This is a genomic window from Nocardia camponoti, assembly GCF_014646135.1.
Classification (GTDB): Bacteria; Actinomycetota; Actinomycetes; order Mycobacteriales; family Mycobacteriaceae; genus Nocardia; species Nocardia camponoti.
The window spans coordinates 20067-40105 of record NZ_BMMW01000004.1 but is presented as its reverse complement, the minus strand read 5'-3'; the positions used below and the strand labels follow the sequence as shown (position 1 = coordinate 40105).

Sequence of the window (20039 nt, the reverse complement as noted above, 5' to 3'; positions counted from 1 at the left end):
GATGACCAGTGCGGTGATCGTGGAAGCTGACGGCGGTTCGCGCGGCAACCCGGGCCCCGCTGGTTTTGGCGCTGTCGTCTTTTCCGCCGACCGCGCCAAGGTGCTCGCTGAACGCGCCGAGTTCATCGGGGTCGCTACCAACAACGTCGCGGAATATCGCGGACTCATCGCTGGGCTCGCCGCCGCCGCTGAGTTGGGCGCGCGCACGGTCGCGGTGCGGATGGACTCCAAGCTCGTCGTCGAGCAGATGGAAGGTCGCTGGCAGGTCAAGCACCCGGCGATGATTCCCCTTGCGCAACAAGCACGTTCGCTCGTCGCGGGCTTCGACCGAGTGAGCTTCACCTGGATCCCGCGCGCGGAAAATTCCCACGCCGACCGCTTGGCGAACGTCGCGATGGACGACGGAAACCTGGGCGAAACCGTTCGCATGACCGTCGAGACAGGTCAACGTTCAGGCGAGGCGCGAGCCACCGACGCGACTGCGGGCCACGACGCACAGTCGACTAGCGCCGCAGCCCCGGGGACGTCGGCCGTCGACGTCGCTGATCGGTCGGCAGCGTCGGGCACGCCATCCGCTGACCTTGCTGATCCGCCCGCAGCGTCGGGCACGCCAGCCGTCGACTTCGCCGACCGGCCAGCACCGTCCGGCACGCCAGCCCTGGACCTAGCAGCGTCGGGCACAGCGTCCCCGAAGATCGCCGTGTCCGACCGGCTAGCTGCGCCCGGCGACTCGTCCTCGCCGGGGAAATCGAAATCGGAAAAGTCGCCCGGCTGGACCGGGGCGATGGGGCAGCCAACGCGGCTTTACCTGCTTCGCCACGGGCAAACCGCGCTCTCTGTCGACCGCCGCTACTCCGGGCGCGGGAATCCGCCGCTCACCGAACTCGGGCGGCAGCAGGCTGATGCTGCCGCGCGCCACCTCAAGTCCAAAGGCGACATCGCCGCAGTCGTCACGTCGCCCCTCGACCGGGCGCACACAACGGCGCAAGCCGCCGCATCGGCGCTGAACGTGCCGCTGCGCGTGCTCGACGGGCTCACCGAAACCGACTTCGGGCAGTGGGAAGGGCTCACCTTCGCCGAAGCCGCGAAACGTGACCCCATGCTGCACACCGAATGGCTCGGCAACCCGGCCGTCCCCGCACCCGACGGCGAAAGTTTCGACCAGGTGCGCGCGCGTGTCGAAGGGGTGCGTCGCGAGCTGCTCGCGGAATACCCGGGCCAAAACGTCGTCGTTGTCAGTCACGTGACGCCCATCAAAACCATGCTGCAACTAGCGCTCGGCGTCGGACCTTCGCTGCTGTATCGCCTGCACCTTGATCTCGCGTCAACCTCGATCGCCGAGTTCTATCCCGACGGGGGTTCGTCGGTGCGTCTCATCAACGACACCTCTTACCTATAGCGGTCGCAAAACCTTTCTCCGCGCGGTACGGTGCGGCGCGGCTCGCGTTCGCGCGCAACGGTTGTGCGGGAATTTTTCGCGGCCGAGGAGAAAGGGACTTGATGAGGTTTCTACGGATGGCGGCGCTCGCGGCGGCCATCACGGGAGTACTGACGGCCACCCTCGGCGCGGGCGGCGCGTCAGCGGATCCCACAGTGGTGCTCGGTGCGGCGTCGGGCATTGTGTTCGACAACAACTCGACCTGCTCGCTGACCGCGATCGGGCACGACCGCGCTGGCCGACTCGTCGGCATCACCGCGGGGCACTGCGCGTCGACGGGTGCGCAGCTCAAGGCCGAACGTGACCGTCGCGCTGGCGTGATCGGCACCGTCGCCTTCTCCGACGACGCCGAATACTTCGACTTCGCCGTCCTCGAACTCGACGTGAGCAAGGTGATTCCGGTGCGCACGATCGGCGGCACCACCGTCGCGGGCATCGGTGCCCCGCCCGCTCCCGGCTCGACGGTGTGCGCCGACGGTCGCACCACCGGCCGCAACTGCGGTCTGGTGTGGGGCGAGCTGGAAGGCACGTCGATCAACCAGTACTGCTCGCAGCCCGGCGACTCCGGTGGCCCAGTTGTGGTCGGCGACCAGCTCGTTGGCATGAACCAGGGTCGACTCACCGGCTACGGCCTTGTCGAGTTCAACCTGCCCTGCGACGGCGGACTGAACCCGATCCACTCGCCCGCCTACTTCCAGCCGATCGGCGTGATCCTGGACGTGCTCAACCGCGCTGGTGGCGTTGGGGCGGGCTTCACCCCGATCTAACCTGAGCTAGCCGAGCGAGGGCCGCACGTCGAATGACGGTGCGGCCCTTCGCTTTTCACGGACGCAGCTTTTCACGGACGTAGCACCGAAACCAGAAACTCCGTCTGGTCGCGCACCGCGAGTTCGAAGTGATCATCGAAATACACGTCGAAGTGCCCGATCGGATATTCCTTGACCACCGCGTGCTTGGTCCGTTCAGCGGCCTTGCGCGTCGCGGCGGGCGGGGTGATCGAATCGTTGGCCGCGATCGCGTAGAACACCGGCATTTTCAAACTCTTGGCCCGGCGACCAGGTGCGTCGAACAGGGTCGACAACGCGACGCGCGCACCAACTTTCGGCCGGTAGCTCGCGCTTTCTTCGGCGAGGCGGCCGTAACCTTCTGGCACGTCGGGCGCGCTCATCAACGCCGCCGCGCGCTTGCGGCCCGCCAGTTTGATCCGCACCGGCTTGCGTCGCAACGGCCCGAGCAGCGCGTCGGTCATGGCGATCGTCGCGACCTTGGTCAGGCTCACCGGCCCCTTCACCAGCGACGACGCCCACCCGCTCGTAAACGGCACCTGCGCGACAACAGCGGCGACGTAGTCATCGCTTGGCGCGACCGACAGCACGTGGCCGCCACCAAACGACGTGCCCCACAAGGCGATTCGCGTAGCGTCGATCCCGCGAATGCTGCGCGCGTAACTGATCGCGGCCTTCCAATCAGCCCGCTGCCGCGCGATATGCGTGACCTGCCGAGGCGTGCCCTCACTGTCGCCGAAGTGGCGGTAATCGAAGGCGAGCACCGCCAAGCCCGCCGCGACGAACCGGCGCGCGTACCGGTCGAGCCCCATTTCGCGCGTAGCCCCCAGGCCGTGTCCCATGATCACAAGGGGACGCGATCGCGGTGCGCCGTCGGGCAGGTACAGCCACGCGGCGCAAAGCTGATCGCCGGAGGAAAAACTGACGTCGACACGTTCCATGGCGCATTACGGTACTGGCCGGGCGGCGATGTCGGTGGGTCAGAGTATCCTTATCGACGCGGATGAGTCGGCCAGACGACCGCGGTGTGAGGAACCGGCACGCATAGTGCCGCAGCCTCGCGTCGAGGAAAGTCCGGACTCCACAGAGCAGGGCGGTTGCTAACGGCAACCCGAGGTAACTCGCGGGACAGTGCCACAGAAAATAAACCGCCGCGCCTCGTGCGCGGTAAGGGTGAAACGGTGCGGTAAGAGCGCACCAGCGCCGTGGGCGACTACGGCGGCTAGGTAAACCCCGCCCGGAGCAAGGTCGAAGGTCGCATTGGCAACAGTGCGGCTGCGCAGGTGTTTGAAGGCTGCTCGCCTAAGCCTGCGGGTTGACTGCTTGAGGCACCCGGCAACGGTGTGTCCAGATGGATGGTCGTCGCCCGGCGTTCGCGTCGGGAACAAAATCCGGCTTACCGGCCGGCTTGTCCGCCAAAAGCAACGAGGCGGTGGTTTCGCTAAGAAACCACCGCCTCGCTTGGGCTTAGCTCAGCACATCAACTTCGAGAGCTGATGAATCGTCGCCGCCTCGTCCTTCGACGGGGCAGCCGCACCGTTCTTCGCGTTCTTGATGATGGCCTCGGTCACGTCGGCATCCGACTTGCCCGCCTTAATATCGCCGCACGTGCTCACGAATATGCCAGCGATGGCTTTGTCGTCACGGCCCTCGGCGAGCTTCGGGAAGGCGCCACGGAAGTTCACCACGAACATTCCGGCCTTAGTTGGGTCCACCTGCACGCTGGGAGCGGCGGAAGTGGAAGCGGGGGCGGCAGCCGAAGAATCGTTGCAGCCAGCCAAAAGCAAAGAAAGCGCGGCGGCGCTGGCCGCGATGGCGGCGGTAGTTCTACTCACGGAGCGGGATGTTAGCCCGCTAGGGAAAATGTCGCCCGCCGTAAGGTTAACGGCGGCCGACATTTGGTGAAGTGAAATGGTTTAACTCAAGCGGGGTTGATGACGAGAAGCTGCGCCCAGTACGTGGCCTGGTCGGGCCCAAGGATCGGCAGCAGGTAATCGAAAAGCAGCGACGACATACGTTCGGAACTCCCATTTATCGACGTGGCGGCCACTATGCCCAGCGTTTGCCGAGCGGGCCAGTGCACTACGTTCGCCACAGTAACAATCGGGGCAACCCCACGCACCCTCGTGCGGGGTTCTAAGAATTTGCAGCGGAATTCGTCGCGAACGTGATCGAGGTCATACAGTGTTGCCCACACCCATATCGATCGCGAAAGCAGGCACATTTACATGCGGGTAGTTCGTTCCCTTTTCGTTGGCGCTTTGATCGCGGGCGCCGCCGCCATCGCATCAACCATCGGGGCAGGCTCGGCCAGTGCCTTCGCCGTCACCCCGCTCAATGGTGGTGTGCAGGTTGACTTGAGCCCCGGCGACACCGCCTGGGTTCACCAGACCCGCTTCGGCCTCACTGTCGCTGGCCTGCCCCACCCGTCGGCGGCGTCGTTCGGGCAGGCGCTCGACGCGGCGGCAACCGTGTCGTCGGCGGTGCCCAACGGTCGCGTCACCTTCACCGTGTACGGCCCGATCGACAAGCTCAACGGCACCATGCTTGCCTTGCAGTAAGTTTCGCTAGCCTGCGTGCATGGAATCGCAGCAGGTTTCGGCGCCGTTTGATTTCAGCGCCATCCGGTCCGAATTCGCCCTGCCCGGCACTTATCCCGCCGAGGCGGTGGCCGAGGCCCGCGACGCGGTCGACGCGTTCGCGGGCACCCGGGTCGACCGCACCGATCTTGAGCTGGCCACCATCGACCCGCCCGGTGCGATGGATCTCGACCAGGCACTGCAGATATCCCGCACGCCAACGGGATTCACGTTGCATTACGCGATCGCCGACTTAGGCGCGGTCATCGTCGCCGACAGCGCGCTCGACACCGAGGCGCGCAAGCGCGGTCAGACTTATTACCTTCCCGACGGATCGATCCCGCTGCACCCGCCGGTGCTTTCCGAAGACACCGCGAGTTTGCTGCCCGAACGCACGCGCCCCGCCGCGCTGTGGACGATCGAGCTCGACAATGCCGCTCAGCCGCAACACTTTTCCGTGGTTCGCGCCCTCGTGCGTTCGCGCGCACGGTTCGATTACGCGCAAGTCCAAGCCGATGCCGACGCTGGCACCCTGCACCCGTCGATCGCGGCACTTCCCGAATTTGGCGCGTTGCGCATCGCCGATGGGCTTGCGCGCGGGGCGATTTCGTTGCGCCTACCGAATCAAGAGGTGGTCGCTGATGGCGATGGGTGGAAGTTGGCGATCGAACCGCGAACGGCGGCCGACGACTGGAATGAACAGGTATCGCTGCTGACGGGCATGTGCGCGGCGTCGATCACGCTTGACGGGCAGGTTGGTCTTTTGCGCACCATGCCGCCGCCGCAGCCCAGTGCGATCGAGTCGATGCGGCGCACCGCTGCCGCGCTGGGCGTTGACTGGCCAGCGGACATGCCCGCCGGTCAACTCCTCGCCGGGCTCGACCCCAACAGTCCCGCCGGGCTTGTGCTGATGTCGGAAGCGACATCGCTGCTGCGGGGTGCGCGCTACACGCTGCTTGCCGACCTAGAACCGGCAGATCGACGACCAGAGTTGTTGACGCACAGCGGAGTTGGCGCGCCATACGCCCACGTCACCGCGCCGCCGCGCCGGCTTGGCGACCGGTTCACCACCGAAATCTGTTTGGCGCGATGCGCGGGGACTGAGGTCCCGCAGTGGGTCATCGACGGATTGCCTGAGGTAGCAACGGCTTTGGCGCGCACCGACAGTGTCGCGAACAAGGTCGACCGAGCGTGCGTCGACCTCACGGAAACAACGGTCCTGGAAGACCGTGTCGGACAAGACTTTCCGGCGATCGTGTTGCGTGAGGCGACAGCGAACCGTCCGGCGGAGATCTTCATCGCCGACCCGCCTATCCTCACGGGCTGCACGGGCAACCCGCCGGAAGGCGAACGCGTCACCGCCCGGTTGACCACGTCAGACCCGAAAACTCGAACGCTGACCTTCGACTACGTGCGGGAGTAGGAAGCGCGATGGCGTGGCCGAGCCGTCAACCTTCGGCGCTGGGCTGCCGGTTGCCCGGACGTCTGACACCGGCCCCGCACGACGTACGTTCGCTGCTAGGACGTCCGATACCCGCCTGACAAGAGGTGCGTCCGATACCCGCCCCGCAAGACGTGTGTTCGCTGTTACCGAGGGCGCGCGCCAGCGAGCGTGCGGTTTAGCGCGTCGTCAAAAACGCCGCTGCCGCCGGGTACCTGCTCAACGCCAAGTTCGCTGCCGCCTCCTCGGTGTCGGCGAGCTGCTCGTACACCGTGACCGGGGGACCATCCGCGTCGGCGGCGAAAGCCAAAATCGCCTCGCGCGATTCCACCGCGTCGCGGTGATCACCAAGCACGGTCTGCAACCGCTTCGCCCGTGCCCCAAGGTCTTCGGCGATCGGCAGCGACACCGTCGCCGCCGCCTCGCAGCAGTACCGCAACCGCTTCGCCGCCTTACGAATGTCGTGCAGCAGCTCAACGCGCGCGCCCGCGTCGACCTCACGCTCGCGCAAAACCAACGCGCGCAACCGGCGCCGATCGTGTCGGACCGCCGAATCAAACGTGGCCGCCGTGTGCGCCCACGCCCGCGCACGCGACAGCGGCACCTCGGTCTGCCACGTCTCCAACGTGCGCGTTAAATCGCGAAAACGCTTGCCGCGCAACATCGCCAGAATGTCGGCATGCGCGTCGGCATATCTCGCGCGGGCGCCGTCAACGAGCTGTGCGCGTACTTCAGCGGGCGCGTCGGGGAACCCGCTCAACAGCCGTTCGAAGCGGTCGGCGCGCACTTCCGCGTCGCGGGCGACCCCGAGCACCCTGCCGAGCCAGCGCAGTTCGTCACCTAGCTCGGCCGCTTTGTTCTCGTCGAAAATCGTTCGGTACGAACGCACTACGCTGCGCAACCGGCGCGCGGCGATGCGCATCTGATGCACCGCGTCGGCGCGATCGGCCCGCACGTCAGGCTCGGTGGCAAGCAAGCGCGTGATTTCCTCACGCACCACCGCGGCGACGGCTATTCCGGCTCTACCCATCTTTACCCCCGAACGCATCGGTTGCCTCAATCAAATGATGCGTGATGCCGGGCTCGAACGCCGAGTGACCGGCGTCTTCCACGATATGCAGCACCGAACCCGGCCACGCGGAATGCAAATCCCACGCGCTGACCGTCGGGCACACGATGTCGTGACGACCCTGCACAATCACGCAGGGCAGGTGCGCGACGCGGTGCAGGTCGCGCAACAACTGCCCTTCATCGAGGAAACCGCCATTGCGGAAGTAGTGGTTCTCGATGCGCGCGAACGCGAGCGCGAACCGTTCCTCAGCGGTTTCGGCGATCCGTTCGGCGTGGGGGATAAGCGACACCGTCGCGCCCTCCCACGTCGACCATGCGATCGCGGCCTCGGTGGCGACGGCGGGGTCGGCCGACGACAACAGTTGGTGATACGCCTCGACCAGGTCGCCGTCTCGATGTTCGACGGGAACGGGCGCGAGGAACTTCGCCCATTCGGCCGGGTATACGTTGCCCGCCGCGCCGTTGTAGAACCAGTCAATCTCCTTGCGGCGCAACAAGAAAATCCCGCGCAATACCAATTCGGTAACCCGCTCCGGGTGCGCTTGGGCGTACGCCAACCCCAGCGTCGACCCCCACGATCCACCAAAAACCTGCCACGCCGCGATCCCCAAATGCTCGCGCAGCTTCTCGATGTCGGCGATGAGATGCCCGGTGGTGTTCACCGAAAGGTCGCCACCATCGGCGATGTGCGGCACCGACTTTCCGCATCCGCGCTGATCAAACAACACGATGCGGTACACGGCGGGATCAAAAAAGCGACGCTGCTGCGGACTGGTGCCTCCGCCAGGTCCGCCGTGCACGAAACGACCGGCTTGCCATCGGGGTTGCCGCTGACCTCCCAGTACACCGATTGTCCGTCGCCGACATCGAGCAGGCCCGAGTCGAACGGTTCGATCGGCGGGTAGAACTCGCGCATCAGAACGCCAATCCCGCTGCGAGCGTTGGCAAGTCGAGCGAGGTGAGCATTTCACTTCGCACGTCGGCGCACGACTTGGTCGTGACCCGATCGATGACGGCCTTATCGGCGAGCACCTGGCCGTTGATGCCGCCATTGCGAAACGCCCAGTCCTGCACCATCAGGTTGTAGGAAAGGCGACCAAGCGAAGGGCCTTGCACGCGGAAGTTCGACAGTTCGGGACGGAACATGTCGCACAAACCAGTCGCGGCGGCATCGCTAATGACCAGCGCGGGAGCAGTCGGCGACACCGAAACCGACGGTGCCGACGACGGAGCCGCCGACCCCGGATCGACGGTTTGCGCGCTACACCCGGTCAAACCAACAACAACGGCCGCGGCCGCGAGAGTGGTGCGCCCGTACCAACAACGAGGTGACATGCCTCCGAGTCTGCCACCACCCACTGACAGGTGTTTAGAAACTGTGCGCGGCCTCGGGGAACGTGCCACGGCGCACCTCGTCGGCGTAAGCGGCGGCGGCGGAACGCAATTCGTCGCCAACATTGCCGAAGCGCTTCACGAACTTGGCGGTCTTTCCGCTGGTGTAACCGGCCATGTCCTGCCACACGAGCACCTGAGCGTCGCAGTCGACGCCCGCGCCGATGCCCACCGTCGGGATGGTGAGCTTGCGCGTGACCTGCCCGGCCAACTCGGCGGGCACCATCTCCATGACCACCGAGAACGCGCCAGCTTCCTGCACGGCGATCGCGTCGGCGATGAGCTGCTCGGCACCGTCGCCACGACCCTGCACGCGGAAACCGCCGAGGGTGTTGACGCTCTGCGGGGTGAACCCGATGTGGGCCATCACCGGAATGCCGGCCGAAGTGATGAGCGCGATCTGCTCAGCGACGCGCTCGCCGCCTTCGAGCTTGACCGCGTGCGCGTTGCCTTCCTTCATGAACCTCGTCGCGGTCGCGAGCGCCTGCTGCGGCGACGACTCGTACGTGCCGAACGGCAGGTCAGCGACAACCAGCGCCGACGGTGCCCCGCGCACAACGCCGCGCACGAGCGGGATGAGTTCGTCGGGGGTGATCGGCACGGTGGTGTCGTAGCCGTAGACCACGTTGGCGGCGGAATCGCCGACGAGCAGCACCGGAATGCCCGCTTCGTCGAAGAGACGCCCGGTCGAGTAGTCGTAGGCGGTGAGCATCGACCAACGTTCCCCGTCGACCTTCATCTGCTGAAGGTGCGGGACGCGGGTCTTGCGGCGCGGGCGTGCGGTAGGGCTAGCGGTTCCGTAGGCAGCGGTCTGCTCATCGGATACGGACATCATCGTCCCTTTCGTCTGGTTCCTCGAGGCCCATACGGGTCCCCGGGCTTTTCTGACCCCTCAAGTGTGCCACTTTGGGCTCGCGGTCCGCACCGGGGCTTAGCGGTGGGCTGAGTCACATTCGCGATTCGGCTACCGTTGCCGCAGAGCCCAGACCGGTGGGGCGCATCACAACTGACGTGCGCTCGGCGAGCGTGGAGAGGCGGAAATCTCGTGGCGCGAGGCAGGCTCATGGGGACAGCGATCGCGATGACGGTCGCGCTGCTCGCGATCTGCGGTTGCTCCACCTCGACCGATGGACCCACCGGTCCAATGCCAACGCCCCCAGCGGGATTGGGCCAGTTCTACGAGCAAAAAGTGAACTGGGGTTCGTGTGCCGACTTCACCGCGTCCGGCGAGCGGATGCCGCCGCGTGCCCAGTGCGCCCGGATCAAAGTGCCCGTCGACTACGCCAACCCCGATGGCCCGACCGCGCAAATCGCGCTGTCGCGGTTGCGCGCGACTGGCAATAAGGTCGGCTCGCTGCTGCTCAACCCCGGCGGCCCAGGCATGTCGGGACTGTCGATGGCCGCGCTGGCAACCAACACCGAGTTGGCCGCCAGCTTCGACCGCATCGGTTTCGACCCGCGCGGCGTTGGTTCGTCGATTCCCGCGATCACCTGCTTGACGGCGCAAGAAGCCGACGCCGAACGTGCCGAACCGGTCCCCGACAACTCCCCGGCAGGTATCGCCACGGCCGAAGATGACAACCGGCAGTACGCGCGGCGCTGCGTCGAGCGCACCGGCACCGATTTCCTCGCCCACGTCGGAACGCGCGAAGTTGTGCAGGACATGGACGTGATCCGCGCGGCCGTCGGCGACCCAAAACTGAACTACCTCGGCTACTCCTACGGCACTCGACTCGGCTCGGCCTACGCCGAGAAGTTCCCACAGAACGTGCGCGCGATGGTGCTCGACGGTGCCGTCGACGCCGCGCAAGACCCCGTCCAGGAATCGCTGCGCCAGGCCGCGGGCTTCCAAGGCACGTTCAACGCCTTCGCGGCCGACTGCGCGAAGCAGCCAAGCTGTCCGCTCGGTTCCGATCCAAATAACGCGGTCGCGAACTTCCGCGCGCTCGTCGCGCCGCTTGAGGCGAAACCCGCGGCGACAACCGACCCGCGCGGCCTTTCCTATAGCGACGCGGTCACCGGCGTTCAACAGGCGCTGTATTCGCCGACGATGTGGCCGATGCTGAATAGGGGCCTTACTGAACTGCGCGCCGGTCGCGGGGACACGCTGCTTGAGCTCGCCGACAACTACGACGGCCGCAACCCCGACGGCACCTACAACAACATTCACGATGCCTTCAACGCCATCCGCTGCGTCGACGACCCGCGCATTACCGACCCGGCCGTCGTCGGTCGTCAAGACGCCGAGTACCGCAAGGCGGCCCCGTTCCTTGACGACGGCAAAGGCACCGGCAACGCACCGCTTGAGCTGTGCGCGATGTGGCCGGTGTCCAACACTTCAACGCCGCACCGACTCGCGATTGAGGGGTTGCCCACGCTCGTCGTCGTCTCGACAACCGGCGACCCCGCGACGCCGTATCAAGCGGGCGTTGATCTTGCCGAACAGCTGGGCGCGCGCCTGATCACCTATCGCGGCGACCAGCACACGGCCGCGCTGGTCGCCGGGGTCGCGTGCCTTGACGACGCGGTGATCGACTACCTCATTCGTCTCACTTTGCCGCCTGCTGGTCTCACCTGCTGAGACAATAAAGTTCTCACCGCGCCCGGTCAGTGCCGGTGAGGTGTGCGAACGTTGTGACTTGATCGCAAACCCGCGCGCGTATGTAACACGGATTTAACGCCGGGTGCTTACGCTCGCCGGTATGGATCGCCAGAAGGAATTCGTGCTGCGGACGCTCGAAGAGCGGGACATCCGCTTCGTGCGTCTCTGGTTCACCGACGTGTTGGGCTACCTGAAGTCCGTCGCGATCGCTCCCGCCGAGCTCGAAGGTGCCTTCGAAGAAGGCATTGGCTTCGACGGCTCGGCCATCGAGGGCTTCGCGCGCGTATCGGAAGCCGACATGGTCGCGCGCCCCGATCCGTCCACCTTCCAGGTGCTGCCGTGGTCGACGTCGAAGGGCCACCAGCATTCGGCCCGCATGTTCTGCGACATCACCATGCCCGACGGTTCGCCGTCGTGGGCCGACCCGCGCCACGTGCTGCGTCGTCAGCTCAACAAGGCCGCCGATGTTGGCTTTAGCTGCTACGTGCACCCCGAAATCGAGTTCTTCCTGTTGGAGAACAAGCTCAAAGACGGCTACGAGCCGACACCTGCCGACAACGGCGGCTTCTTCGACCAGGCCGTCCACGACTCGGCCCCCAATTTCCGTCGCCACGCCATCGACGCCCTTGAGTCGATGGGCATCTCCGTCGAGTTCTCCCACCACGAAGGCGCGCCCGGTCAGCAGGAAATCGACCTGCGCTACGCCGACGCCCTGTCGATGGCCGACAACGTGATGACCTTCCGCTACCTCATCAAAGAGGTCGCGATCGACGAAGGTGTGCGCGCCACCTTCATGCCCAAGCCGTTCGCGCAGTACCCCGGCTCGGCGATGCACACGCACATGAGCCTGTTCGAAGGCGAGAACAACGCGTTCGCCGATCCCGACGACCCGATCAACCTGTCGGCGACGGCACGGTCGTTCATCGCGGGCATCCTTGAGCACGCTCCCGAGATCAGCGCCATCACCAACCAGTGGGTCAACTCCTACAAGCGCCTCATCCACGGTGGCGAAGCCCCGACGGCGGCGTCGTGGGGTCGGTCCAACCGGTCGGCGCTCGTTCGTCTGCCGATGTACACGCCGAACAAGCTGTCGTCGCGTCGTGTCGAGATCCGCAGCCCAGATTCGGCGTGCAACCCCTACCTCACCTTCGCCGTCCTGCTCGCCGCAGGCCTGCGCGGGATTGAGAAGGGTTACACGCTGCCGCCCGAGGCCGAAGACGACGTGTGGTCGTTGACGTCGGCGGAGCGTCGCGCGATGGGCTTCCGCGAACTGCCCGGCACCCTCGACGAGGCGTTGCAGGCGATGGAACGATCGGAACTGGTCGCCGAGACGTTGGGCGAGCACGTGTTCGACTTCTTCCTACGCAATAAGCGGCGAGAATGGGCCGATTACCGGTCGCAGGTCACGCCATGGGAGCTCAAGGAATACCTCAGCCTGTGACCGGTTTGCGGCCGCCTCGATCTGGACTGACCGGAGGGTGTGACGAAGGAGCACCCGCAGGGAGGGAAGATCGAGGCTTCGGGGCCGCAAACCCGCGGCGCCAGCCGCCAAAAACACTGTAAGTTTTGTTGCATGGTCCGGCCACAGACTGCCCGCTCCGCCGTTCCCGGCGTCGGGCGGCTCGGGTTACTCGAGCCCACTGCCGCACAATCCCTGCATCAGCTCGGTTGGGACAACGTCGATGGAGTCCCAGTGTTGTGGGCGCTCTCCCGCGCCCCCGACGCTGACCTCGCCCTGACTACGCTCGTCCGCCTACGCGAGTCATTGGACGACCAATGGCCCGAACTAGATTCGGCCATCCGCGCCGACACCACCTTGCGCGGCAGGCTTTTCGCGCTGCTTGGTTCGTCGACCGCGTTTGGCGACCACCTCGTCGCGAACCCGGAAACGTGGAAGTTGTTGCGCGCCAACGAACTTCCTTCGCGCGACGCGCTGATCGCCGATCTGCTCGACGCGGTTGACGCCGTTCCGGAAACCGGACCCAATGCCGGGCCCATGCTGTTTCGCGCGGGAATCGCTGGGCCAGAAGCGGTTTCGCTCCTGCGTAAGCGCTACCGCGACCAGTTGATGCTGCTCGCCGCCGTCGACCTCGCGCCGACCGTCGAGAACGAACCAGTCCCGCCGTATGAGGTAGTCGGTCGACACCTGTCGGATCTGGCCGACGCCGCCCTCACCGCCGCGCTGTCGGTTTCGGTCGCGCGTGTGTGCAAAAACGGCGAGGTTCCGGTGCGACTCGCGGTGATCGCGATGGGCAAATGCGGTGCGCGCGAACTCAATTACGTCAGCGACGTCGACGTGGTTTTCGTCGCCGAACCCGCCGATGCGACAGCCACGCGCCTGGCTTCGGAAATGATGAGCGTCGCTAGTTCGGCCTTTTTCGACGTCGACGCCGCCCTGCGTCCCGAAGGAAAAGCGGGCGCGCTTGTCCGCACACTCGATTCGCACCTCGCCTATTACAAGCGGTGGGCGCGCACCTGGGAGTTCCAGGCACTGCTGAAAAACCGGCCGATGACCGGCGACATGGAACTCGGCAAGCAGTACCGCGACGCGGTGATGCCGATGGTGTGGGCGGCATCGGAGCGCCCCGATTTCGTTACCGACGTCCAAGCCATGCGACGACGGGTCGAAGAATTGGTGCCCGCCGACTTGCGGGAACGCGAACTGAAATTGGGCGCTGGCAGTCTGCGCGACGTCGAATTCGCCGTCCAACTCCTGCAATTGGTGCATGGCCGCGTCGACGATTCGCTGCACGTCACCAACACCGTCGACGCGCTGTCGGCGCTCGCGGCAGGCGGGTACGTGGGGCGCGACGACGCCGCGAACCTCACCGCTTCGTATGAATTCCTTCGCCTGCTCGAACATCGCTTGCAGTTGCAGCGCCTCAAGCGCACCCACACGCTGCCCGCGTCCGACGACGAGGAAGGCATGCGTTGGCTCGCTCGGGCCGCGCATGTCCGCCCTGACGGTCGTCACGACGCGGTCGGCGTGCTCGACGCGGAGATTCGCCGCAACGCCGTTCGGGTCCGTCGCTTGCACGCGAAACTGTTCTATCGACCGCTGCTCGACGCGGTCGCGCGCATGGATTCCGACGCGTTGCGACTGAGTCCCGATGCGGCCGTCCGTCAGCTCGCCGCGCTTGGCTACGCGGCACCGGCGAACGCGCTCGGTCACCTCAAAGCGCTCACCGGCGGCGTTTCCCGCAAGGGTCGCATTCAGGCGCTTTTGCTGCCGACCCTGCTCGAGTGGCTCGGCGACACCCCCAACCCAGACGCTGGCCTGCTCGCTTACCGTCGCGTTTCCGAGGGCCTCGACGATCAGATCTGGTTCCTGCGCGAGTTGCGGGACGAAGGGGCCATCGCCCAACGCCTGATGATCGTGCTCGGCTCGTCGGAATACCTTCCTGACCTGCTGATCAACGCACCCGAGACTATCCGCATGTACGCCGACGGGCCGACCGGCCCGCAACTGCTCGGCCCGCAGCCAACCGATGTCGCGCGCGGCATTCAGACGGCAGCCGCCCGCTACGACGACGCGCGTCGCGCGGTCGCGGCGGCACGCTCGTTGCGCCGTCATGAGTTGGCGCGCGTCGCCTCGGCCGACCTGCTTGGCATGCTGAGCGTCCCGCAGGTATGCGCGGCGCTGTCGTCGGTGTGGGTCGCGGTGCTGGAAGCGGCACTGTCGGCGGTCATTCGGGCATCGGAAGCCGAACGCGGCGCACCCGCTCCCGCCGACATCGCCGTCATCGGCATGGGCCGACTCGGCGGCATGGAACTGGGCTACGGTTCCGACGCCGACGTGCTTTTCGTCTGCGACCCGCGTCCCGGCGAAGACGAGACAACCGCGGTGAAGTGGGCCAACAGCATCGCCGAGCAGGTGCAACGCCTACTTGGCGCGCCGAGCACCGATCCGCCGCTCCAAGTCGACGTCGGCCTGCGCCCAGAGGGGCGAAACGGCCCACTGGTTCGCACGCTCGCCGCCTACCAGGCGTATTACGCGCAGTGGGCCCAACCGTGGGAAGTACAAGCGCTGCTGCGCGCGCACCAGGTCGCGGGCGATCAAGAGTTGGGTCTGCGTTTCCTGCACGTCATCGATCCGGTTCGCTATCCGACCGGCGGCATCTCGCCCGAAGCGGTACGCGAGATTCGCCGGATCAAGGCGCGCGTCGACGCTGAACGCCTGCCGCGAGGCGCAAACCCAGCAACCCACACCAAGCTGGGGCGCGGCGGTCTCGCCGACATCGAATGGACCGTGCAACTGCTGCAACTGCGGCACGCGCACGAGTACCCCGGTTTACACAACACGTCGACGTTGGAGGCGTTGGATGTGATCGAAGCCGAAGGCATTCTCGACGCCGACGATGTATCGCTGCTGCGCGAATCGTGGCTAACGGCGACGGCGGCGCGCAACGCGCTCGTGCTCGTGCGGGGTAAACCAAGCGACCAACTGCCCGGACCTGGACCGCAGCTATCGGCGGTCGCGCGCGTCGCGGGCTGGCCGACGCTGGACGGCAGCGAGTTCCTCGACCACTACATGCGCGTGACGCGACGGGCGAAAGCCGTGGTCGAGCGGGTATTTGGCGGCGACTAGCCGCAGGTGGGGTAGATACAGCAAAGGCCGCGCACTCGGCATGCGCGGCCTTTACTTTTTGCAGTTACGCGAGATCAGATAGGACGAACGTCCTGTGCCTGAGGGCCCTTCTGGCCCTGGCCGACCTCGAACTCCACGCGCTGACCCTCATCGAGGGACTTGAAGCCCGAGCCGCTGATGGCCGAGTAGTGCACGAAGACGTCGGGGCCGCCTCCGTCTTGGGCGATGAAGCCGAAGCCCTTCTCGCCGTTGAACCACTTCACTGTGCCTTGAGTCATGTGTTTTACTAGTCTTTTCCGTAGATGAGCTGCGTAGACCGACTGTGGCCTACTCATTCTCAGCCACCAAGTATGCCACGTTTGCTCCGCATTTGCGCCCCCGCCCCGTCATTTGCGCGTGTCGCGTCGGTTACACCTTGCCTGTCGCATGCATGTGTTACCGCATCCGTTTCTGTGCGACGCTTGGCCCCATGGGCGAGCACAATCTCGGTAGCGGCGAACACTTCGATCTGGCCGCGCGAGTGTTAGACGCGCACGTCGCGTATGAGAAGCAGCAGCTCACCGACCCGATTTCGCTCCTTGAAGTCATCACCGACGAAGTCGATGGCGCGCTCGCCGAAGCCGCCGAACTCACCCTCGCCGACGCGGTATCGCCCGACCTCATCAAGGCCGTCGCCCGCAAATACGCTGTCCAGATTCCCGTCGAAGGCGCGATCCCCGAACTTGTCGGCGAGATCGCCGCGCGGATCTACAACCACGAAGCCAACGACGCGACCGCCGTCGAAGAGATCATTGACAGCAAGCGCTTCGATGAGCTGTTGCGCGGGATCGCCGAGATGGAAGTCGCTCATCGCGTCGTGCGTTCAGTGCTCGACAGTCCGGCAACGATCGAAGCGTGCGTAGAAATCGTGCAGCACGCGGTGGCGTCCGCGGTCGATGAGCCACGCACGGCCAAAGGTGGACTGGGTCAGTCGTTGCGCGGCGCACTAGCGCGACTCGCTGAGCCGGCGATGCCAATGATCGAATCCGGCGTCGGTCACCTCACCCGCTCCGGCGCGCGATTTGTGTTGCGCGGCAACTCAGCAGAGGTCGACAGCGCCCTGCTCGACGCGGCCCGGCAGACTTGGCGCAAGCACTCCGGCGAAAGCGTCGGCACGTTCCGTGAACTGGTATCTAGTAGCGATGTCGAGGATTTCGTCGTCCTCGCGTTCGAATTCTGGCAAACTTTCCGCGATACCGACTATTTCCGCGCGCTGCTTGATGACGGCATCGACGCGGTGTTCGACAAGTACGGGGATACGCCGTTAGCCGAACTCCTTACCGAATTGGGAATCGGCAGAAGCGATCTCATTGAGGAGGCATTGCGTTTCGGTCCGCCTGTTCTCGACAAACTTGATGAGCGTGGCTATCTCGATACCCTCTTGCGGCGTCGGCTCGCACCGTTCTACGCGTCCGACGCTTTTCGAAACGCGGTGGGCGACTTGCGTTGACGCACCGCCAGTCCAGCGCGTGTCTGTCGGTATCAGTCGGTACGATCCGCAAGAACCGAAGGTGCTCTTCGCCGCCCGGCGCACGATCGAAAGGCTGCCGTGACTCGTCTGTCCACCTTGCTCGACCAAATCGACTCTGGTGCGGTCTTGTTGCCCGAGTTTCAGCGGGGCTATGTGTGGAACCGCGACCAGGTCCGTGGGCTCATGCGATCGCTGTATCTCGGCTACCCCGTCGGCGGATTGCTGGTGTGGGAGACCGGGTCCGAGGAAATCGCGGTGCGCGGCGGCGTCACCGGGTCTGGGCTGCGGCAACTGTTGCTTGATGGTCAGCAGCGCATCACTACGCTCTACGGCATTCTGCGCGGCTCGGCACCCGCGTTCTTCGAAGGCGATGTAATCGCTTTCACCGGGCTGCATTTCGATGTCGAGCGCGAACTTTTCGAGTTCCAAGTTCCCGGTCGCGATCTCGCGCCAGCGTGGATCGACATCACCGAGTTGTTCGCGCTTGGTCCCATGCATTATCTGTCGCGATTCACCGATGTTCCGCAAGACACCTTGACGGTTTATTTGGGTCGGCTCAACCGGCTCTCGGAAATCACCAATCGCGAGCTGAACGTCGAGACCATCACCGGTTCGGATCGAACCGTCGATGAGGTTGTCGATATCTTCAACCGCGTCAACTCCGGCGGCACCAAACTCTCCAAAGGCGATCTCGCCCTTGCTACTTTGTGCGCGCAGTGGCCGCAAGCGCGCGCGAATCTGCGCGACCACCTGATCCGCTGGGACAAAGAAGGTTTCACCTTCACGCTCGACTGGTTGCTGCGCAATGTGATCGCGGTCGGCACGGGGCGCGCGCATTTCGATGCGCTTGGCGACCTACAGCCTGCCGAATTCGAACAGGCGCTCGGAGCTACGGCCACCTACGTTGACACTTTCCTCGACGTGCTCACCAGCCGCCTTGGGCTTGATCACGATCGAGTTCTCATGGGCCGCTACGCGATTCCCGTTGTCGCGCGCCTACTGCATGTCAACAGTGGTCGCTTCGACAACGACCTACATCGCGACCGCATCCTGTACTGGTACGTGCACTCGTCGCTGTGGGGTCGCTTCAGCGGGTCAACCGAGACGTTCCTGCAGCAGGATTACGAAACTCTCGAACGCGGCGGTATCGACGCGCTGATCGCACTGCTCGAACGCTCGCGCGGCGGCACCCTTGCCATCTGCGCCGACGACTTCTCCGGGGCAACGCGTGGTTCACGCTTCTACCCGCTGTTGTATTTGCTTGCGCGCGTTGATGGTTCCCGCGATTTGTGGACCGGGCGCGAATTGGGCATCGAAGGCGCGGGCGAACGCAGCGCGGCGCAGGTGCATTTCCTGTTCCCCAAGGGCGCGTTGCGTGAAGCGGGTTATGACCGCAACGAAATCAACGCCATCGCGAATTTCTGTTTCCTCGGCCACGGTTCCGAAGTGGAACTCATCGACCGTGACCCCGCCGAGTATTTCGCCGAAGTGGAACGTCGCAACCCGGGCGTCCTCGCGTCGCAATGGATTCCCACCGACCCGTCACTGTGGCGGATCGAGAACTACCGCGAATTCCTCGCCAAGCGCCGGATGTTGCTGTCGATCGCGGCCGACGACTTCCTTGAACGCCTGCGCAAGGGCATGCTCGGGCGCACGGTGCTGTCGTCGATGGGCGCGGCGGAAATGGTACTCGACGACGCGGTCGCGAACGTGAACGCGCTCGTCGACGACCTCACCTCTGACGGTTTCGGTTTCCCGCTGCTCGACGCCGAAGTCGCCGATCCGGCAACCGGGCGCGAACTCGCTGTCGCCGAAGCGTTTTGGCCCGACGGCCTGCAACCGGGCGTCGGTATGCCCGTCGTTTTGGTGCTCGAACCCGCATCGGCCGACCTCAACCGCCTCGCCCAACTCGGCTACGCGGTCTTCACCTCCGTCGACGCGCTGCGCGGGTACGTCGACAAGGTGCGCACCGAAGTCGGTGGCGAAGTCGTGCATGAACAAGCAGGTGCCGACGTCGCATTGCTTGCCGAACGCCTGCCCGCCACCTGGGTCGGCAATTCCGAACAGATTTGGTTCCGCTTCGCCTGGGCGCAGTTGGAACAGGACCGCGCCAACGGTCCCGACGCCAACCTCAGCGCCGAGCAGGTTTCGCTGCGCTACATCGCGCTGTGGGCGCTCACGCGCACCTTCTACATCCACGCGTTTGACCAGGGCAACCCGGGGGAGTGGCGCTACTACCTCGGCGATGCCATCGGCGAACGCCCGCTCGTACCACGCGAATGGCTCGCGGAACGGGCGGCCCGGTCGGGTGCGCTCGCACCGGGCGTCGACCCTGGCGACGAGGACATCGTGATCGCGCTGGTCCACGGCGTGATCGACGCGGTCGACGAGGTGTCGACCGCGCTCACCTACTGCCTCGGCGGCCCCGAACTGTTCGCGTCGCTGTGGGCGTCGGCGGGTGCGGCCGAGCACTACGGCTACCCGCTGGCCACTGATCAGGTCAACGAACTCATCACCCAGGTGGTCAACGACCCAAGCTCACGCAAGATCCAGGCTTACCACTGGATCGAGGAAGGGTTGCCGCTCTAGTCGGCGGTAAGCCGATGCCAAGGCAGCCCACTTAGGCTCCCCCG

Annotated in this window: 15 protein-coding genes, 1 other RNA gene and 1 pseudogene; 10 read left to right on the top strand and 7 right to left on the bottom strand. The window is 65.3% G+C overall.

Features of this window, described 5'->3' with window-relative positions; genetic code table 11:
- Position 1 precedes the first annotated feature (1 nt).
- Both IEX78_RS18680 and IEX78_RS18675 read left to right on the top strand, forming a co-directional pair.
- On the top strand, positions 2-1399 hold the full coding sequence (locus IEX78_RS18680) for a histidine phosphatase family protein (RefSeq protein WP_188830327.1): 1398 nt from the start codon (positions 2-4) through the stop codon (positions 1397-1399).
- Between the two features lie 101 nt (positions 1400-1500).
- On the top strand, positions 1501-2205 hold the full coding sequence (locus IEX78_RS18675) for a S1 family peptidase (RefSeq protein ID WP_229684101.1): 705 nt from the start codon (positions 1501-1503) through the stop codon (positions 2203-2205).
- Between the two features lie 71 nt (positions 2206-2276).
- Here the strand turns inward: IEX78_RS18675 and IEX78_RS18670 are convergent, their stop codons facing one another.
- Positions 2277-3164 (bottom strand): alpha/beta hydrolase, encoded by an 888-nt coding sequence (locus IEX78_RS18670; RefSeq protein WP_188830326.1) that lies wholly within the window; start codon positions 3162-3164, stop codon positions 2277-2279.
- A gap of 63 nt (positions 3165-3227) precedes the next feature.
- Between IEX78_RS18670 and rnpB the strand changes: the two genes are divergently transcribed.
- An RNA gene (gene rnpB, locus IEX78_RS18665) (RNase P RNA component class A) lies at positions 3228-3638 on the top strand.
- Between the two features lie 57 nt (positions 3639-3695).
- On the opposite strand, the gene IEX78_RS18660 is transcribed toward rnpB, so the two are convergent.
- On the bottom strand, positions 3696-4058 hold the full coding sequence (locus IEX78_RS18660) for a hypothetical protein (RefSeq protein ID WP_188830325.1): 363 nt from the start codon (positions 4056-4058) through the stop codon (positions 3696-3698).
- 393 nt (positions 4059-4451) lie between these two features.
- On the opposite strand from IEX78_RS18660, the gene IEX78_RS18655 reads away from it, so the two are divergent.
- A complete protein-coding gene (locus IEX78_RS18655; RefSeq protein WP_188830324.1) occupies positions 4452-4784 on the top strand; it encodes a hypothetical protein in 333 nt (110 codons plus the stop codon).
- 19 nt (positions 4785-4803) lie between these two features.
- Complete coding sequence (locus IEX78_RS18650; protein WP_188830323.1) at positions 4804-6225, top strand: RNB domain-containing ribonuclease; 1422 nt, start codon at positions 4804-4806, stop codon at positions 6223-6225.
- Between the two features lie 196 nt (positions 6226-6421).
- Here IEX78_RS18650 and IEX78_RS18645 read toward each other — a convergent pair whose 3' ends face one another.
- The 4 genes and pseudogenes from IEX78_RS18645 to panB all read right to left on the bottom strand — a co-directional run bounded on the left by IEX78_RS18645 (position 6422) and on the right by panB (position 9538).
- Positions 6422-7273, bottom strand: coding sequence for a CHAD domain-containing protein (locus IEX78_RS18645; RefSeq protein ID WP_188830322.1), 852 nt, complete (start codon positions 7271-7273; stop codon positions 6422-6424).
- A pseudogene (gene pip / locus IEX78_RS18640) lies at positions 7266-8230 on the bottom strand (prolyl aminopeptidase). Before pip ends, IEX78_RS18645 begins: the two are co-directional and overlap by 8 nt.
- Positions 8230-8649: a hypothetical protein gene (locus IEX78_RS24360; RefSeq protein WP_229684100.1), complete on the bottom strand. Its 420-nt coding sequence runs from the start codon at positions 8647-8649 to the stop codon at positions 8230-8232. Before IEX78_RS24360 ends, pip begins: the two are co-directional and overlap by 1 nt.
- A gap of 34 nt (positions 8650-8683) precedes the next feature.
- Positions 8684-9538, bottom strand: a complete 855-nt coding sequence (gene panB, locus IEX78_RS18630; RefSeq protein ID WP_188830321.1) for a 3-methyl-2-oxobutanoate hydroxymethyltransferase — start codon at positions 9536-9538, stop codon at positions 8684-8686.
- A gap of 231 nt (positions 9539-9769) precedes the next feature.
- Here panB and IEX78_RS18625 point away from each other — a divergent pair, with 231 nt between their 5' ends.
- The 3 genes from IEX78_RS18625 to IEX78_RS18615 all read left to right on the top strand — a co-directional run bounded on the left by IEX78_RS18625 (position 9770) and on the right by IEX78_RS18615 (position 15896).
- A complete protein-coding gene (locus IEX78_RS18625) occupies positions 9770-11287 on the top strand; it encodes an alpha/beta hydrolase (protein ID WP_373291619.1) in 1518 nt (505 codons plus the stop codon).
- 121 nt (positions 11288-11408) lie between these two features.
- Positions 11409-12749 (top strand): type I glutamate--ammonia ligase, encoded by a 1341-nt coding sequence (gene glnA / locus IEX78_RS18620; RefSeq protein ID WP_188830320.1) that lies wholly within the window; start codon positions 11409-11411, stop codon positions 12747-12749.
- Positions 12750-12881: 132 nt separating this feature from the next.
- Entirely contained in the window at positions 12882-15896 is a 3015-nt protein-coding gene (locus IEX78_RS18615; protein WP_188830319.1) for a bifunctional [glutamine synthetase] adenylyltransferase/[glutamine synthetase]-adenylyl-L-tyrosine phosphorylase, read from the top strand.
- Positions 15897-15970: 74 nt separating this feature from the next.
- On the opposite strand, the gene IEX78_RS18610 is transcribed toward IEX78_RS18615, so the two are convergent.
- Positions 15971-16174: a cold-shock protein gene (locus tag IEX78_RS18610; RefSeq protein WP_188830318.1), complete on the bottom strand. Its 204-nt coding sequence runs from the start codon at positions 16172-16174 to the stop codon at positions 15971-15973.
- A gap of 191 nt (positions 16175-16365) precedes the next feature.
- Here IEX78_RS18610 and IEX78_RS18605 point away from each other — a divergent pair, with 191 nt between their 5' ends.
- Both IEX78_RS18605 and IEX78_RS18600 read left to right on the top strand, forming a co-directional pair.
- Positions 16366-17385, top strand: coding sequence for a hypothetical protein (locus tag IEX78_RS18605; protein WP_188830317.1), 1020 nt, complete (start codon positions 16366-16368; stop codon positions 17383-17385).
- Positions 17386-17484: 99 nt separating this feature from the next.
- The gene (locus IEX78_RS18600; protein WP_188830316.1) at positions 17485-19995 is read left to right on the top strand and encodes a GmrSD restriction endonuclease domain-containing protein; all 2511 of its coding nucleotides are present in this window, start codon (positions 17485-17487) and stop codon (positions 19993-19995) included.
- The last annotated feature ends 44 nt before the right edge of the window (positions 19996-20039 follow it).

Bases quoted from the DNA above. Each gene is read 5' to 3' on its own strand.
- IEX78_RS18615 (WP_188830319.1), top strand. From the start codon at position 12,882: ATGGTCCGGCCACAGACTGCCCGCTCCGCCGTTCCCGGCGTCGGGCGG.
- IEX78_RS18670 (WP_188830326.1), bottom strand. From the start codon at position 3,164: ATGGAACGTGTCGACGTCAGTTTTTCCTCCGGCGATCAGCTTTGCGCC.
- glnA (WP_188830320.1), top strand. From the start codon at position 11,409: ATGGATCGCCAGAAGGAATTCGTGCTGCGGACGCTCGAAGAGCGGGAC.
- IEX78_RS18680 (WP_188830327.1), top strand. From the start codon at position 2: ATGACCAGTGCGGTGATCGTGGAAGCTGACGGCGGTTCGCGCGGCAAC.
- IEX78_RS18610 (WP_188830318.1), bottom strand. From the start codon at position 16,174: ATGACTCAAGGCACAGTGAAGTGGTTCAACGGCGAGAAGGGCTTCGGC.
- IEX78_RS18655 (WP_188830324.1), top strand. From the start codon at position 4,452: ATGCGGGTAGTTCGTTCCCTTTTCGTTGGCGCTTTGATCGCGGGCGCC.
- IEX78_RS18675 (WP_229684101.1), top strand. From the start codon at position 1,501: ATGAGGTTTCTACGGATGGCGGCGCTCGCGGCGGCCATCACGGGAGTA.
- IEX78_RS18625 (WP_373291619.1), top strand. From the start codon at position 9,770: ATGGGGACAGCGATCGCGATGACGGTCGCGCTGCTCGCGATCTGCGGT.
- panB (WP_188830321.1), bottom strand. From the start codon at position 9,538: ATGTCCGTATCCGATGAGCAGACCGCTGCCTACGGAACCGCTAGCCCT.
- IEX78_RS24360 (WP_229684100.1), bottom strand. From the start codon at position 8,649: ATGTCACCTCGTTGTTGGTACGGGCGCACCACTCTCGCGGCCGCGGCC.
- IEX78_RS18605 (WP_188830317.1), top strand. From the start codon at position 16,366: ATGGGCGAGCACAATCTCGGTAGCGGCGAACACTTCGATCTGGCCGCG.
- IEX78_RS18650 (WP_188830323.1), top strand. From the start codon at position 4,804: ATGGAATCGCAGCAGGTTTCGGCGCCGTTTGATTTCAGCGCCATCCGG.
- IEX78_RS18645 (WP_188830322.1), bottom strand. From the start codon at position 7,273: ATGGGTAGAGCCGGAATAGCCGTCGCCGCGGTGGTGCGTGAGGAAATC.